This window comes from Curvibacter sp. T50 (genome assembly GCF_057219955.1).
In genome coordinates, this window is the sequence record NZ_JBXVVU010000001.1 from 251,606 (window position 1) to 266,118 (window position 14,513).

Consider the following 14,513-nt stretch of genomic DNA (forward strand, 5'->3'; position numbering starts at 1 on the left):
AGCTCCGGACGCCGGTGGCCCGCCGGTGGGCGGGCCGGTCAGCGCCGTGCATAGTGCACAAAGACTTCGTCGGGCTTGAGCATGCCCAGTTCCATGCGCGCCTTCTCTTCGACCATCTGCATGCCGGTTTTGAGGTCTTCCACTTCGGCTGCCAGTTGGGCGTTGCTGGTGGCCAACGCGGCATTGGCGGCCTGACGGGCGGCCAGCTGTTCTTGCAACTGGGCGATTTCACGCAGATTGCCCCGGCCGATCCACAGCTGCGCGTGGAATGCGACCAGCAGTCCGACGAGCAGGAGGGCGACCAGCCGAGCGGCCATGGAAGAAGCAGCCGACGACCGACGGCTCAGCGCAGGTTGTAGAAGGCTGCGCGACCCGGATACTCCGCGATCTCGCCCAGGTCTTCCTCAATGCGCAGCAGCTGGTTGTATTTGGCCATGCGGTCGGACCGGCTCATCGACCCGGTCTTGATCTGGCCGGCGTTCAAGCCGACGGCAATGTCGGCGATGGTGGCGTCTTCGGTCTCCCCCGAGCGGTGGCTGATGACTGCCGTGTAGCCGGCCCGTTTGGCCATTTCGATACAGGCGAAAGTCTCAGTGAGGGTGCCGATCTGGTTGATCTTGATCAGGATCGAGTTGGCAATGCCTTTTTCGATGCCCTCCTTGAAGATTCTGGTGTTGGTGACGAACAGGTCATCGCCCACGATCTGGACCGCCTTGCCGAGCCGGTCGGTCAGGACTTTCCAGCCATCCCAGTCGCCCTCGGCCATGCCGTCCTCGATGCTGATGATGGGGTACTTGTCAACCCAGGTCGCCAGGATGTTGGTCCATTCCTCGGCCGAAAGCACCAGGCCTTCGCCCTCGAGGTGGTATTTGCCGTCCTTGTAGAACTCGCTGGCTGCGCAGTCCAGGCCGATGGCGATCTGCTCGCCGGCGGTATAGCCGGCGTTGGTGATGGCTTCGAGGATCATCTGGATCGCGGCTTCATGGCTGGCGACGTTGGGTGCGAAGCCACCTTCGTCGCCGACCGCGATGCTCATGCCCTTGTCGTGGATGATTTTCTTGAGCGCGTGGAACACCTCCGCCCCCCAGCGCACCGCTTCGCGGAAGCTCGGCGCGCCGACCGGGATGATCATGAATTCCTGCAGATCCAGATTGTTGTTGGCATGCGCGCCACCGTTGATGACGTTCATCATCGGCACCGGCAACTGGCAGCTGTTCATGCCGCCGAAGTAGCGGTACAGCGGCAGCCCGGACTCTTCGGCGGCGGCGCGGGCTACGGCCATCGAGACGGCCAGCATGGCATTGGCGCCCAGTCGGCTCTTGTTGTCGGTACCGTCCAGGTCGATCAGCGTCTTGTCCAGGAAGGCCTGTTCCGCGGCGTCCAGGCCCAGCACGGCCTCGGAAATCTCGGTGTTGATATGTTCTACCGCCTTGAGCACGCCTTTGCCCAGGTAGCGGCTCTTGTCGCCGTCACGCAGCTCGATCGCTTCGCGCGAACCGGTGGACGCCCCCGAAGGAACGGCGGCGCGACCCATGGTGCCCGATTCGAGCAAGACGTCACATTCGACGGTGGGGTTGCCTCGGCTGTCCAGCACTTCGCGGCCGACGATATCAACAATAGCGCTCATGTTTGCCTTTCGGTTTCTATGGTTTGGATTCAGTTCACGGGGGCGTCCACGCCCTCGACCAGGATCATGTTGAAAAACGTGGTGGCGCCTTCGCGTTTGGCCCGGGCCGCCCGATAGGCTTCGCCGTCGTAAAACGCTTTGGCCTGTTCAAAACTCGGGAAACGCAACATCGCAACCCGCGCGGGTTGCCAGTTGCCTTCCATGACCTCGAAGCGTCCTCCGCGCACCAGGTATTCGCCCCCGGCGGCGGCCACGGCGGCCGGCGCCGCAGCCATGTACTGCTTGTATTGCTCGACGTCAGAGATCGACATGTCGACGATGATGTAGGCGGCAGGCATGGCGGCTCCGGTCGGTGTCAGATGAATCGGTCTTCCAGGAAACCGGCCGCTTTGGTCGTGCGGTCCAGGCTCACCAGGATTTCGAGGAGGGCTCGCATGTGGTGCAGCGGCACGGCGTTGGGTCCGTCGGACCAAGCCTGGGTCGGTGTCGGATGGGTTTCCATGAACAGGCCAGCCACGCCTGCAGCCACGCCGGCGCGGGCGAGCACCGGCACCATGTCGCGCGCTCCGCCGCTGGCGGCCCCCAGACCGCCCGGCTTCTGTACCGAGTGGGTGACATCGAACACCACTGGCGCACCGGACTTGCGCATTTCGGCCAGGCTGCTCATGTCGGCGACCAGATTGTTGTAGCCGAAGCTGACCCCCCGCTCGCAGGCCAGGAAGCGATCTTCCGAAAGGCCGGCTTCGCGTGCGGCCGCCCGGGCTTTGTCGATGACGTTTTTCATGTCCCAGGGCGCGAGAAACTGCCCTTTCTTGATATTGACCGGTTTGCCCGACTGGGCGACAGCGCGGATGAAATCGGTCTGCCGGCACAGGAAAGCCGGGGTTTGCAATACGTCGACCACGGAGGCCACCTCGGCCACCTGGGCCGTCTCGTGCACATCGGTCAGGACGGGCAGGCCGGTCTGTCGGCGAACTTCCTCAAGAATTTTCAGACCTGCGTCCATGCCGACACCGCGTGCGCTGGTGCCGGATGAGCGGTTGGCTTTGTCGAACGAGCCTTTGTAGATCAGCGCGACACCCAATGCGGCGCAGGTTTCCTTCAGATGTCCCGCGACATCGAGTGACATCTGCAGGCCCTCGATCGAGCAAGTCCCCGCAATCAGGAAGAATGGCTGGTCAAGTCCGACCTCAAAACCACAGAGTTTCATGGAGTTCCCACGCGGGTCAGCGGGTAAGCCGCACGGCGCACCCGAGGAGGGCAGGCTTGACCGCAGCGGCCTGTCCGGGCGTTGTTCATGCCACCGCCTTCAGGCTCTTGCCAGTCGCCTGGTGGTCCATCGCAGCCTTGATGAAAGCATTGAACAGCGGGTGGCCGTTCCATGGCGTGGACTTGAATTCGGGGTGGAATTGCACACCGACGAACCACGGATGCACATCCTGCGGCAGTTCAACGATTTCGGTCAGTTGTTCGCGTTGGGTCAATGCCGATATCACCAGGCCGGCGGCGCGCAGGCGGTCCAGGTAATGGACATTGGCTTCGTAGCGGTGGCGGTGGCGTTCGGTGACGACGTCGCCGTAAATGCGGTGCGCCAGGGTTCCGGGTGCGACGTCGGAGCTTTGAGCGCCCAGACGCATGGTGCCGCCCAGGTCAGAGCCGGCGTCACGTTTCTGGATGGTGCCGTCAGAGTCTTTCCATTCCGTGATCAATGCGATCACCGGATGGGGTGTTTCCGGCTCGAATTCGGTGCTGTTCGCATCCGCCAGGCCGGCAACATGGCGGGCGTATTCGATGGTGGCTACCTGCATGCCCAGGCAGATACCAAGGTAAGGCACTTTGCTTTCCCGGGCAAACCGGGCGGTGGCCACTTTGCCCTCGACACCCCGTTTGCCAAACCCGCCTGGCACCAGAATCGCATCGAAACGTGCCAACTGGGCCACTGACGCCTCGGAAATGGTCTCCGAGTCGACGTGCTCGATCTTCACGCGCACATGGTTCTTCATGCCGGCGTGGCGCAGGGCTTCGTTGACCGACTTGTAGCTGTCCGACAGGTCGACATACTTGCCCACCATGGCGATGGTGACCTCGCCGCGCGGATGTTCGGTCTCGAATACCAGATCGTCCCAGCGTCTGAGGCTGGCCGGCGGGGTGTTCAGGCGCAGGCGGTCACAGATCAGGCCATCCAGGCCCTGTTCATGCAGCATCCGGGGCACCTTGTAGATGGTGTCCACGTCCCACATCGAGATCACGCCCCAGCTCTGCACGTTGGTGAACAGCGAAATCTTTTCGCGTTCGTCATCGGGAATGCGGCGGTCGGCGCGGCACAGCAGGGCATCCGGCTGGATGCCGATTTCGCGTAGCTTCTGCACTGTGTGTTGGGTCGGTTTGGTCTTGAGCTCGCCCGCGGCTGCGATCCATGGTACGTAAGTCAGGTGAACAAACGCGCTGTTGTTCGGGCCCAGGCGCAGGCTCAGCTGGCGAACCGCTTCGAGAAACGGCAGGGATTCGATATCACCCACGGTTCCGCCGATTTCGACGATGGCCACGTCGACGGCATCCGGGGTGCCGAAGCCGGCTCCCCGTTTGACGTATTCCTGGATTTCATTGGTGATATGGGGGATGACCTGGACTGTCTTGCCCAGGTAGTCGCCCCGGCGCTCCTTTTCGAGCACGGACTGGTAGATGCGCCCGGTCGTGAAGTTGTTGGCCCGCCGCATCCGCGTTTCGATGAAACGCTCATAGTGACCGAGATCGAGATCGGTTTCGGCGCCATCGTCGGTGACAAACACCTCACCATGCTGGAAGGGAGACATCGTCCCGGGATCAACGTTGATGTAGGGATCGAGCTTGATGAGGGTGACTTTGAGGCCTCGCGACTCAAGAATCGCAGCGAGGGAGGCTGAGGCGATTCCCTTGCCCAGGGAAGACACCACACCGCCGGTGACGAAGACAAATTTGGTCATGTCAGGGTCGGGAGGCCGGCTCCCGGGAGGTGGTAAACGGGAATTATAAAGGGCGGCCTGTCGACGCCACGGGAGATGGACCGTGCGGGGGCAGGGCAAGGTATAGTGCCCGCCATGAAAAACCTGTCCGGCAAACAGATTGTGTTGGGGCTCAGCGGCGGAGTGGCGTGCTACAAGGCGGCGGAACTGTGCCGTGCGTTGGTCAAGGAAGGTGCCACGGTTCAGGTGGTCATGACGGATGCGGCCGAGCATTTCATCACGGCGGTGACGATGCAGGCGCTGTCGGGTCAGCCGGTGTACGGCTCGCAGTGGGACACCCGCCAGCCCAACAACATGCCCCACATCAACCTCACCCGCGAAGCCGACGCCATTCTCGTGGCACCGGCCAGCGCCGATTTCCTGGCCAAGGTGGCGCAAGGTCGCGCCGACGAACTGCTCAGCCTGTTGTGCCTGGCACGTCCGGCGCAGCGGGTGCCGCTGTTGCTGGCGCCCGCGATGAACCGCGAGATGTGGGCCCATCCTGCGACACAACGCAACGTCGCGCAGTTGCGGGCCGACGGGGCAGTGGTGCTGGACGTCGGTCGCGGCGATCAGGCCTGTGGAGAAACGGGCGACGGCCGCATGCTGGAAGCGCATGAGCTTTGCGACGAACTGATCTCCTTTTTCGCGCCCAAGCCTTTGTCCGGTCGACGTGTCCTGGTGACGGCGGGCCCGACCTATGAGGCAATCGACCCGGTGCGCGGGATCACCAATCGGTCCAGCGGCAAGATGGGCTTTGCCATCGCCCGGGCCGCCCGTGAGGCCGGCGCGGCCGTCACCCTGGTCGCCGGACCGGTGCATTTGCCGACGCCACGGGGCGTCCACCGCGTCGATGTGGTTTCGGCGCGTGACATGCAGGCCGCAGTGGCCGCCGCAATTGCCCAGGCCGATGTTTTCATCGCGACCGCCGCCGTTGCCGACTGGCGCCCGGCGCAGTCCGCCGAGCAGAAGATCAAGAAAGATGGGTCGGGTCAGACACCGCAGCTGCACTTTGCCGAAAACCCCGACATCCTGGCCGAAGTGGCACAGTCGGAGCGCGCGCGTTCGGGCGCGCTGTACTGCGTGGGCTTCGCCGCCGAAAGCCACGACTTGCTGGCCCATGCGCGCGCCAAGAGGGAGCGCAAAGGGGTTCCCTTGCTGGTGGGCAACATCGGACCCGCCACCTTTGGCCAGGACGACAACGCGCTGTTGCTGGTGGACGCGCAGGGTGCCACCGAACTGCCTCGGGCATCCAAACATGAGCTTGCTCGTCAATTGATAGCAGAAATCGACCGGAGAACGCCGGGTGTCGCCGGAAAATCATGAAAATTGACCTCAAGATCCTCGATTCGCGTCTGGCGGGGCATTTGCCCGAATACGCCACGCCCGGCAGTGCGGGGCTGGACCTGCGTGCCTGCCTGGACGAGCCCTTGACGCTGGCACCCAACGCCTGGCAACTCGTCCCCACGGGCCTGGCCATCCATCTGGCGGACCCAGGTTATGCCGCGCTGATCCTGCCGCGGTCGGGCCTGGGGCACAAACATGGCATTGTGCTGGGCAACCTGGTGGGGCTGATCGACAGTGACTACCAGGGCCAGTTGATGGTCAGCGCCTGGAACCGCAGTGACCTTGCCTTCACGTTGCAGCCCATGGAGCGTCTGGCGCAGCTTGTCATTGTGCCGGTGGTGCAGGCACAGTTCACGGTGGTGCAGGAATTCGCCGTCGCCAGCAGCCGTGGTGAAGGTGGCTACGGCTCGACCGGAAAGCACTGACCCGGACGGGAGTGGCTCCGGGTGACCTTTGGAGCTATCGAAAAGCTAGCTAGAGGCGACCTTTTCACGCTGGGTATGGGCTGGAATCAGCCTTAGTGCACCGTGTGATCCGGCGGCAGGCCGTGTGGGTCGACCTCGACGCGAAAAAAGCCGGTGCCACAGCTGCCGCGGCCGACTTCCTCCTCGGTGGCCTCGCGCACGCCCTCCACGCGCAGGTGCAGCCGGATGGCAATGCCGGCCAGCGGGTGGTTGCCGTCAAGCACGATGTGTTCCGGGTAGATTTCAGTCACCGTGTAGAGCCGGTCCTTGGGCGCGTCGGGGTTGGTGCCCACGGGCAGGGCGTGGCCCTCGATGGTCTGGCCTTCTTCCAGTTCGGCAGGGAACAGGCGCCTCGGTTCCAGGAAGACGAGTTGGTCGTCGAAGTCGCCGAAAGCCTGCTCCGGCTCCAGGTGCAGGTCGACGGTTGCACCGGCGCCGTGGCCTTGCAGGGCCGCCTCGATGGTCGGCAACAGATCGTCGCCGCCAACCAGAAACTCGACCGGTTCATCGAGTACGTCCAAGGTCTCGCCCAAAGTGTCCTTGAGCGTCCAGGTGAGTGCCACCACGCAGTGTTCGGTAATGTCCATGGGAGAATTGTCCCATGGACATTACCCAAGCGACGGCCTTGCTGGGCGGCCTCACGCCCCAGCAGTTCATGAAGCGTCACTGGCAGAAAAAGCCGTTGCTGGTTCGCCAGGCCGTGCCCGGCTTTCGCGCTCTGCTGGACCGTCCCGCATTGTTTGCTCTGGCCGAGAGTGACACCGTCGAATCCCGTTTCGTCGGGCAAGTTGCGCAGGGCTGGCAGTTCAGGCGCGGTCCTTTTCCCCGGCGCAGTCTGCCCGCACTGAAGCAGCCGAAATGGACTCTGCTGGTGCAAGGCGTTGACTTGCACCACGACGGGGTACACCAGCTGATGCAGCAGTTCCGTTTTGTGCCGGATGCGCGGCTCGACGACGTGATGATCAGCTACGCAACCGACGGCGGGGGGGTCGGCCCCCATTTCGACAGCTATGACGTTTTCCTGCTGCAAGCCCACGGACGCCGGCGATGGCGCATTGGACGGCAGAAGGATCTCAGCCTCGTCGAGGGCCTGCCCCTGAAAATTCTTGCCCGTTTTGTGCCCGAGGAAGAGTTCGTGCTGGAGCCGGGCGACATGTTGTACCTGCCACCGCGCTGGGCGCATGACGGTATTGCCGAAGGAGAGTGCATGACGTACTCGATCGGCTTTCGCCAGCCCAACCGCGGCGAACTCGCGCGCGAACTGTTGATGCGCCTGGCCGAAGACGCCGACGATGCGGCTGGCCCGGCGGCCTACCGTGACCCGGGGCAGCCCGCCGTGGAAGCGCCGGGCGCGATCCCGCCTGCCATGCTGGACTTCGCGCGAGATGCCTTGCAGGCGGTGTTGGACGATCCGGTGGAACTGCAATGCCTGCTGGGCGAGTATCTGTCGGAACCCAAGCCGAATGTCTGGTTCGAGTCGGCGGCGGGCGCCGCAGGCGTCCCGGTGGAGCGCGGCGTGGTGCTCGACCGTCGTACCCGCATGCTCTATGACGAACGGCATGTATTCATCAACGGCGAAAGTTTTCGGGCCGGGGGGCGCGACGCCCAACTCATGCGCCAGTTGACCGACCACCGGCGACTGGATGCCCGCGCGGTGCGCGGCGCCAGTGTCTGTGCCCGCGATCTGCTGGGTCAATGGATCGCGGCGGGGTGGGCCCATGGCGCTGATTGACGAGGGTTCGAACGCGGCTCGGCCGCTGCCCTGGCCTTCCGGGCGCTTCGATGGCAGAGAGTCGTTTCAGTCGGTGATCCGCCGCGCGGTGGAGTCGGCCGCGCTGGAAGGGTGGCCTGAAATCATTCTCAGCGATGCCACTTTTGAAGACTGGCCGTTGGCGGAACGGGTCGTTGTGGACCGGTTGTCGGCCTGGTCCCGGAGCGGGCGACGCATGGTGCTGGTTGCGCGCGATTGGGGCCATGTCAGTCGCCATTTCGCCCGCCTGGTGAACTGGCGGCGGCAGTGGGCCCATATCCTGGATTGCCGGCGTTGCGCCAATCTGGACCCAATGGAGTTCCCCAGCGCGATCTGGTCGGCGGGCTGGATGATGCAGCGACTGGATCTGGACAATAGTCGGGGCGTCTACGGCGGTGACCCCCAGCGGCGCCTCCTCGTGCACGAAACGCTACAGGAAGTCCTGCGGCAGTCCTCGCCTGGTTTTCCCAGCCACACCCTGGGCTTGTAACCCGATTCGGAAAGTGTGACTGTTCGGGACGGGTGGGTGCAACCGGCAATTGCCTAAGGGTTTGCCAGAATTGCGTAAGGCTTGCTATAATTTCGGGTTGAGTAGATTGCCTGTAATGGCGGCGCTCGTTTGCTGCAGCGCGAAGCTGTTGCGACAGTTTTCCCGAATCCCCCTCGTTTTGACCTACCAAAGGAAATTCATCATGAACAAGACGCTCGTCCTGTCCGCCCTGATCGCTGCCGCCGCTCTTGCCGCTTGCGGCAAGAAGGAAGAACCCGCTCCTGCCCCGGCACCGGCTCCCGCCGCTGCCCCGGCTCCGGCTCCGGCTGCTGCTCCGGCCGCTGACGCTGCTGCTGCCGCCGCTTCCGGCGCTGTCGCTGCTGCATCTGGCGCTGCTGCTGCTGCCGCTCCGGCTGCTGCTGCCGCTGCTTCGGCTGCCGGCGCTGCGGTTGACGCTGCCAAGGCTGCTGGCGATTCCGCCAAGGCTGCCGCTGGCGCTGCGGTCGACGCTGCCAAGGCCGCTGCCTCTGCCGTCAAGAAGTAATTGCTGCGCTGGCTCCTGCCAGCTGCCAGAGAAAGCCGCCGCGAGGCGGCTTTTTCTTTTTGGGCTTTCGAAAGGAATGCCGCAGGTATGTCTGAGACGCGAACCTGCCGGAAGCGGGCACGGCAGAGTGTTGATTGACTTCTGCGCTGGTGCCCGGACGGGTACGAACGAACATCCGGGTGGAACCACCGGCGCTTTTCGTCGCGCACCATTCATCCGGCCGGAAGCCAGTCGGTACCTCGTCGCGCAGCGGCAACCACGATCTCCTCGGGCGTGCGTCCGCAGGCCGCCCCGAGGCCTGCCTGGGCCAAGCGCGGTTCATTGTTGCGTTCACTGAGATGGGCCGCGACCACGACGCCAAGGCTTTTGTGATTCAAGGTGGCCAAGGCCGTCGCAGCCTGGGCGTTGCTGAGATGGCCCCGGTCGCCACCGACCCGCCGTTTCAGAAACGGCGGGTAGGGCGAACGCTGCAACAGATCGGTGTCGTGGTTGCTCTCCAGCAACAGCGCGGTGCAACCTTCCAGGGCCGCAAGCACGGCGCCCGGCACATGGCCAAGGTCGGTCACCACGCCCAGGTGCGCCTGGCCATCGCTGCAGCGGATCTGCAAGGGCTCCAGGGTATCGTGGGGTACGGCAAACGGTCGGCACATCATGGCGCCAAGCTCGAAATCCTCGCCGGCCCTTGCCGTCCGACGCAAGATGCCGAGGTCCGGGCAGCCCATGCCACGCCAGGTACCTTCGCTCATCCAGACGGGCACCGGGTGATGTCGAACCAGCGACTTCACACAGCCGGTATGGTCGCCATGCTCGTGGGTGATGAAGATGGCGTCCAGCTCGGCGATTGCGACGCCAGCTGCCTGCAGGGCCGCGTCCAGCGCACGGCGCCCCAGGCCGCAGTCGATCAACAACCGGGTGGTTTGCCTGCCGGCACGCGCCTCAACCAGAGTGGCATTGCCGCTGCTGCCGCTGGCCAGGCTTCGGAACCGGAGCATGAACGGGCTCTGCGCCGCCAGGACCGCCGAAAGCCCTCAGGATTGCCTGCTATTTCAGTTCGTCAACAATCAACTGCAGGATGCGCTGCGCACTGGCGCTGGAATCGGGGGCGCCAGCGGCGCTCTGGACGGTCACCGTGCTGGCGTCCGCGGCGCTGCGCACGGCAATGCGGTACCGAACGGGGGGATTTTCCTTGGCAGATGCGCCGAACAGTTTGCCGAAGAAGCCAGGCTCCTTGCGGTCGGCAGTCGGTTCAACGTAGCGCACGAAGTAGATTCCCTGTCCCCGATCACGGTCTTCGACAGTGAAGCCGGTTCGGTCAAGCGCCAGGCCGACGCGGCGCCAGGCCCGATCGAAACCTTCGTCAATCTGGACCGCTGGCTGGTTGTTGACCGAGGTGACGCGACTGGTGGGCTTGACGGCGCCGGCGGCCACCAGGGCGCGGCTCTGCTCCTGGGCGACGCCGAGTTTGACCATCAGACGCCGCAGGAATTCGGCTTCCAGTTCCGGGTCGGCCGGACGCGGCTGCCAGACGGTCTGATCTTTTTCTTTGGTGCTGTAGGTTTCGATCATGCCGCGGTGGCTGATGAAAATTTCGGTGCCGCCGCTGCCGCTGCGCTCCAGTCGGGTCCTGAACTTGTCGCGTTCGCCGGTTGAATACAGGTTATCGAACACCTTGCCCAGGGTGCTGCGAATGATGTCCTGGGGAATCTTGGCGCGGTTCTCCGCCCAGTCGGTTTCCATGATGCCCAGGTTGGACTGGTCCACGGCGAGCAAGAAGCCGTTTTCCTGCCAGAAATCGCGTACCGGCCCCCACAGTTGGTCCGCTGGACGGTTGACAACAAGCCAGCGCTGGTTTCCAGAGCGCTCGATGCGGACGTCACCGACCGCCACCGATGCGACCTGGGCTGCCGTTGTCGGCGCCGCAGCGGCCTGGCCTGCCTGGAACCCGCTGGCGGTGACCGGACGGCCGGGAACAACATAGCGGCTGTCGCGGGAAAGCTGCGTCAGGTCGGGCGGGACTTCCAGCGTGGGTGCCTTGCCCGCACTCTTGTAGTCGATCCGGTCGCCCTCCAGGATGGAGCAGGCGCTCAGACTGCCCAACACGGTGGCCAAGGCCAGCAGGCGCAGCACGGTGGCGGGGTGGGCGTTTGATTTGTTAAGCATCATGGGGCGCAGTCCTGGTTAGCGGGTCACAGTCTCACAGCAGCCGGGCGGCCGTCAAGGCCGACTCCACCACCGGTGCAAGCGCCGGTGACAGCGGCGTCATCGGCAGGCGCAGGGCTCCACCACACAGCCCCATGCGGGCCATGGCCCATTTCACGGGAATCGGATTGGCCTCGACAAAAAGGTTGCGGTGTACAGGCATCAGGCGCAGCTGGATTTCCATGGCACGGCGCACATCGCCCGCCAGCGCCGCGACACACAGCTCATGCATCAGGCGAGGGGCAATGTTGGCCGTCACACTGATATTGCCTTGGCCCCCGCACAGCATCAGGGCCACGGCGGTCGGGTCATCACCGGAATAGATCGCGAAACCCGCGGGTACATCGCGGATCAGCCACTGAGCCCTTTCGATGTTGCCGGTGGCTTCCTTGATGCCGATGATTCCGGGCACCTGCGCCAGACGCAAAACCGTGTCGTGGTGCATGTCGGCGACCGAGCGGCCGGGGACGTTGTAGAGCACCACCGGCAGATCTCCCGTGGCTTCGGCAATGGCCTTGAAGTGCTGGAATTGACCTTCCTGGGTGGGCTTGTTGTAGTAGGGGACGACCTGCAACTGGCAGTCGGCTCCCACCGCCCTGGCAAATCGGGCCAGTTCAATGGCCTCGGCGGTCGAGTTGGCGCCGCAACCGGCCATGATCGGGACCCGTTTGGCCGCCTGCTCAACCGAAACCCGAATGATCTCGCAATGCTCCTGGACGTTGACCGTCGGCGATTCGCCGGTCGTACCGACCACGCCGATGCAATCGGTGCCTTCGGCAATGTGCCAGTCGATGAGCTTGCGTAGGCCAGGGTAGTCGACGCTGCCGTCTTCATGCATCGGGGTCACAAGGGCGACGATGCTGCCAGTGATGGGTGTCATGTCCGTGATCTTGAACGGTAAAGGAGGATTCTAACGTCCGCCGTTCGGCGGCGGACTCATTGCGCGAGGGGGTAGCGGGCAGGCGCCGCAGTCGGCGCCGACGGTTTTCGCCGCACCGCCGCAATGCGCTGGACAAAGCGGGCGGGCCCGTCGAGAAAACCGTCTTCGTAGGCGACGATCCGCAAAGACGCGCACTGTGTCAGCAACTCGCCCGGTTGCAAGAGAAACTCGGCCCGCGCCGGCCGCCCTACGGTTTCGTTGCCACTGGCGAAGGTTTCGTACAGAAGAACTCCACCCGGCGCCAGACAGGCGATCAGCGTCGGAAACAGGGGCCGCCACAGGTAGTTGGTCACCACCAGGGCGTCGAACTCGCGGCCGGCAAATGGCCACGGGCCGGACTCCAGATCGGCCACAACCCATTCGGCGGCGCTGTCACCCAGACTCGCACGGGCCTGCTCCAGCGCGGCCGGATCCCGGTCGACGCCGCTCAGGTGCAGGCCCCTGCCGGACAGCCAGCGCAGATGACGTCCCCGTCCGCAGGCCAGGTCCAGCACCCGGGCGCCCTCCGGCAAAAGGGGGGTCCACCGGCACACCCAGGGGGACGGCGCTTCCGTGCCGTGGCGATCGCAAACCGATCGCACGCCGACGACTGACGGGTCATCAATTGCTCTGCTTACCATAGCACTAGGCGACCATATGACGATGGGTTCTGGCCGAAAATGACCGGAAAGCAGCGATTTTGTGCCGTGCCGGCAAGGCCAGTCGCCGGCGAGCCCTTGCAGGTTGCCGCTGGCTGTGGTGTGAAGCCGATGGCGCTCAAAAGCAGCTCCACAGCTGGTCCGCCAGGTTCACCAGAAACTCGGGCCGGGAATAGAGCGCGAAAACGCCCAGCAACGCGGCAAGGGCCAGGGCGTAGGCCAGGAATTTGTATCGATTTGCCATGGTCAGGTCGCCCCGCCGACGCCACGCGGATACCGCACGATGGCGGCTTCTTTTACCGGCAGGTTGATCAGCGCAGCAAAAATGCCCAGGGCAATCGCGATAACCCAGACGATGTCGTAGCTGCCCGTCTTGTCGTACAGCACGCCGCCGAGCCATACGCCCATGAAACTGCCGATCTGGTGGCTGAAAAACACGAAACCGCCCAGCATCGAGAAATGGGCCACGCCAAAAATCTGCGCCACCGCCGCGTTGGTCGGCGGCACGGTGGACAGCCACAGCAACCCCATGACGCTGGAAAAGAGGTACACACTGGCGGGTGTCAGCGGCGCAAGCAGAAAGGTGGTAATGGCCACTGATCGGGCGATATAGATGAAGGCCAGAATATGGCGCTTGGCCATTTTCTGCCCGAGCACACCCGCCGCGTAAGTGCCAAACACGTTGAACAGCCCGATCAGCGCCAGCGCGTAACTCGCCACCTGGGGCGAAAGGCCTTTGTCTTTCAGGTAGCTGGGCATGTGCACCCCAATGAACACCACCTGGAAGCCGCAAACGAAGTAGCCCGCCATCAGCAGCTGAAAACTGGGGTATCGGAATGCCTCCCGCAAGGCTTGCACGATGGTCTGGTCTCGGTGCACCGTGCCACCGCCGGCAAACGCCGGTTCCCGAAGGCCCCAGGCCAGCGGGATGATGAGCAGGGCGGCCAAACCCAGCAGGACCAGGGCCTGCTGCCAACCGAACTGGGCAATCAGCAGCCCCTCGACCGGCACCATCAGAAACTGGCCGAACGAGCCTGCCGCCGCCGCAACCCCCATGGCCCAGGACCGCCGCTCCGCACTGACGTTGCGGCCGATCACGCCATAGATCACGGCGTAGGTGGTTCCGGCCTGGGCGATGCCGATCAGCACACCGGCGGTGGCTGCAAAAAGCATGGGGGTCGGAGCATGGGCCATCCCCAGCAGGCCCAAAGCGTAAAGAACTGCCCCGGCGACAATCACCCGGAAGGCGCCGAAACGGTCGGCCACCATGCCGGCAAAAATGCCGGCGAAGCCCCACACCAGGTTCTGGATTGCCAGCGCGAACGCGAATGTCTCGCGTGTCCAGCCTTGGGCCTGCGTGACCGGCTGCAACCACAGGCCGAAGCCATGGCGAATCCCCATGGACAGCGTGACGATGACGGCGCCACAGGCCAGGAGCTGGACCATGGGCAGGGAACGGTGCGAATCAGTCATCGCGCAACTGTACTGGAGGCCCGACTTTCCTGCAGACCGCAGCGGAGGCTTTGCGATGAA

17 protein-coding genes are annotated in these 14,513 nt (G+C 64.1%); 5 read left to right on the forward strand and 12 right to left on the reverse strand.

Annotation, left to right across the window (positions count from 1 at the left end; all coding sequences use genetic code 11):
- Positions 1-38: 38 nt before the first annotated feature.
- The 5 genes from AC2EBU_RS01180 to pyrG form a co-directional block, all read right to left on the reverse strand.
- On the reverse strand, positions 39-317 hold the full coding sequence (locus tag AC2EBU_RS01180; protein ID WP_484608560.1) for a septum formation initiator family protein: 279 nt from the start codon (positions 315-317) through the stop codon (positions 39-41).
- Positions 318-343: 26 nt separating this feature from the next.
- On the reverse strand, positions 344-1,627 hold the full coding sequence (gene eno / locus AC2EBU_RS01185; protein ID WP_484608561.1) for a phosphopyruvate hydratase: 1,284 nt from the start codon (positions 1,625-1,627) through the stop codon (positions 344-346).
- Positions 1,628-1,656: 29 nt separating this feature from the next.
- Entirely contained in the window at positions 1,657-1,965 is a 309-nt protein-coding gene (locus AC2EBU_RS01190) for a DUF1330 domain-containing protein (protein WP_484608562.1), read from the reverse strand.
- Positions 1,966-1,982: 17 nt separating this feature from the next.
- Entirely contained in the window at positions 1,983-2,837 is an 855-nt protein-coding gene (gene kdsA, locus AC2EBU_RS01195) for a 3-deoxy-8-phosphooctulonate synthase (RefSeq protein ID WP_484608563.1), read from the reverse strand.
- A gap of 85 nt (positions 2,838-2,922) precedes the next feature.
- The gene (gene pyrG, locus AC2EBU_RS01200; RefSeq protein WP_484608564.1) at positions 2,923-4,590 is read right to left on the reverse strand and encodes a CTP synthase; all 1,668 of its coding nucleotides are present in this window, start codon (positions 4,588-4,590) and stop codon (positions 2,923-2,925) included.
- Between the two features lie 114 nt (positions 4,591-4,704).
- Here pyrG and coaBC point away from each other — a divergent pair, with 114 nt between their 5' ends.
- Positions 4,705-5,934 carry a bifunctional phosphopantothenoylcysteine decarboxylase/phosphopantothenate--cysteine ligase CoaBC gene (coaBC, locus tag AC2EBU_RS01205; RefSeq protein ID WP_484608565.1) on the forward strand — a complete coding sequence of 410 codons (1,230 nt, stop codon included), beginning with the start codon at positions 4,705-4,707 and terminating at the stop codon, positions 5,932-5,934.
- Positions 5,931-6,380, forward strand: coding sequence for a dUTP diphosphatase (dut, locus tag AC2EBU_RS01210; RefSeq protein WP_484608566.1), 450 nt, complete (start codon positions 5,931-5,933; stop codon positions 6,378-6,380). The genes coaBC and dut overlap by 4 nt, the downstream gene beginning before the upstream one ends.
- 92 nt (positions 6,381-6,472) lie before the next feature.
- Here the strand turns inward: dut and AC2EBU_RS01215 are convergent, their stop codons facing one another.
- Positions 6,473-7,006 (reverse strand): FKBP-type peptidyl-prolyl cis-trans isomerase, encoded by a 534-nt coding sequence (locus AC2EBU_RS01215; RefSeq protein ID WP_484608567.1) that lies wholly within the window; start codon positions 7,004-7,006, stop codon positions 6,473-6,475.
- A gap of 14 nt (positions 7,007-7,020) precedes the next feature.
- On the opposite strand from AC2EBU_RS01215, the gene AC2EBU_RS01220 reads away from it, so the two are divergent.
- The 3 genes from AC2EBU_RS01220 (at position 7,021) to AC2EBU_RS01230 (ending at position 9,203) form a co-directional block, all read left to right on the forward strand.
- Positions 7,021-8,151 carry a JmjC domain-containing protein gene (locus AC2EBU_RS01220; RefSeq protein ID WP_484608568.1) on the forward strand — a complete coding sequence of 377 codons (1,131 nt, stop codon included), beginning with the start codon at positions 7,021-7,023 and terminating at the stop codon, positions 8,149-8,151.
- Complete coding sequence (locus tag AC2EBU_RS01225; protein ID WP_484608569.1) at positions 8,138-8,659, forward strand: hypothetical protein; 522 nt, start codon at positions 8,138-8,140, stop codon at positions 8,657-8,659. Before AC2EBU_RS01220 ends, AC2EBU_RS01225 begins: the two co-directional genes overlap by 14 nt.
- A gap of 202 nt (positions 8,660-8,861) precedes the next feature.
- Positions 8,862-9,203: a hypothetical protein gene (locus AC2EBU_RS01230; protein ID WP_484608570.1), complete on the forward strand. Its 342-nt coding sequence runs from the start codon at positions 8,862-8,864 to the stop codon at positions 9,201-9,203.
- 212 nt (positions 9,204-9,415) lie between these two features.
- Here the strand turns inward: AC2EBU_RS01230 and AC2EBU_RS01235 are convergent, their stop codons facing one another.
- The 6 genes from AC2EBU_RS01235 to AC2EBU_RS01260 all read right to left on the reverse strand — a co-directional run bounded on the left by AC2EBU_RS01235 (position 9,416) and on the right by AC2EBU_RS01260 (position 14,453).
- Positions 9,416-10,195, reverse strand: a complete 780-nt coding sequence (locus AC2EBU_RS01235; protein ID WP_484608571.1) for an MBL fold metallo-hydrolase — start codon at positions 10,193-10,195, stop codon at positions 9,416-9,418.
- A gap of 49 nt (positions 10,196-10,244) precedes the next feature.
- On the reverse strand, positions 10,245-11,366 hold the full coding sequence (bamC, locus tag AC2EBU_RS01240; RefSeq protein ID WP_484608572.1) for an outer membrane protein assembly factor BamC: 1,122 nt from the start codon (positions 11,364-11,366) through the stop codon (positions 10,245-10,247).
- Between the two features lie 31 nt (positions 11,367-11,397).
- The gene (dapA, locus tag AC2EBU_RS01245; RefSeq protein WP_484608573.1) at positions 11,398-12,282 is read right to left on the reverse strand and encodes a 4-hydroxy-tetrahydrodipicolinate synthase; all 885 of its coding nucleotides are present in this window, start codon (positions 12,280-12,282) and stop codon (positions 11,398-11,400) included.
- 56 nt (positions 12,283-12,338) lie between these two features.
- Entirely contained in the window at positions 12,339-12,962 is a 624-nt protein-coding gene (locus AC2EBU_RS01250; protein WP_484608574.1) for a class I SAM-dependent methyltransferase, read from the reverse strand.
- Positions 12,963-13,098: 136 nt separating this feature from the next.
- Positions 13,099-13,224 carry a hypothetical protein gene (locus AC2EBU_RS01255; protein ID WP_484608575.1) on the reverse strand — a complete coding sequence of 42 codons (126 nt, stop codon included), beginning with the start codon at positions 13,222-13,224 and terminating at the stop codon, positions 13,099-13,101.
- A gap of 2 nt (positions 13,225-13,226) precedes the next feature.
- Positions 13,227-14,453 (reverse strand): MFS transporter, encoded by a 1,227-nt coding sequence (locus AC2EBU_RS01260; protein WP_484608576.1) that lies wholly within the window; start codon positions 14,451-14,453, stop codon positions 13,227-13,229.
- Positions 14,454-14,513 lie beyond the last annotated feature (60 nt).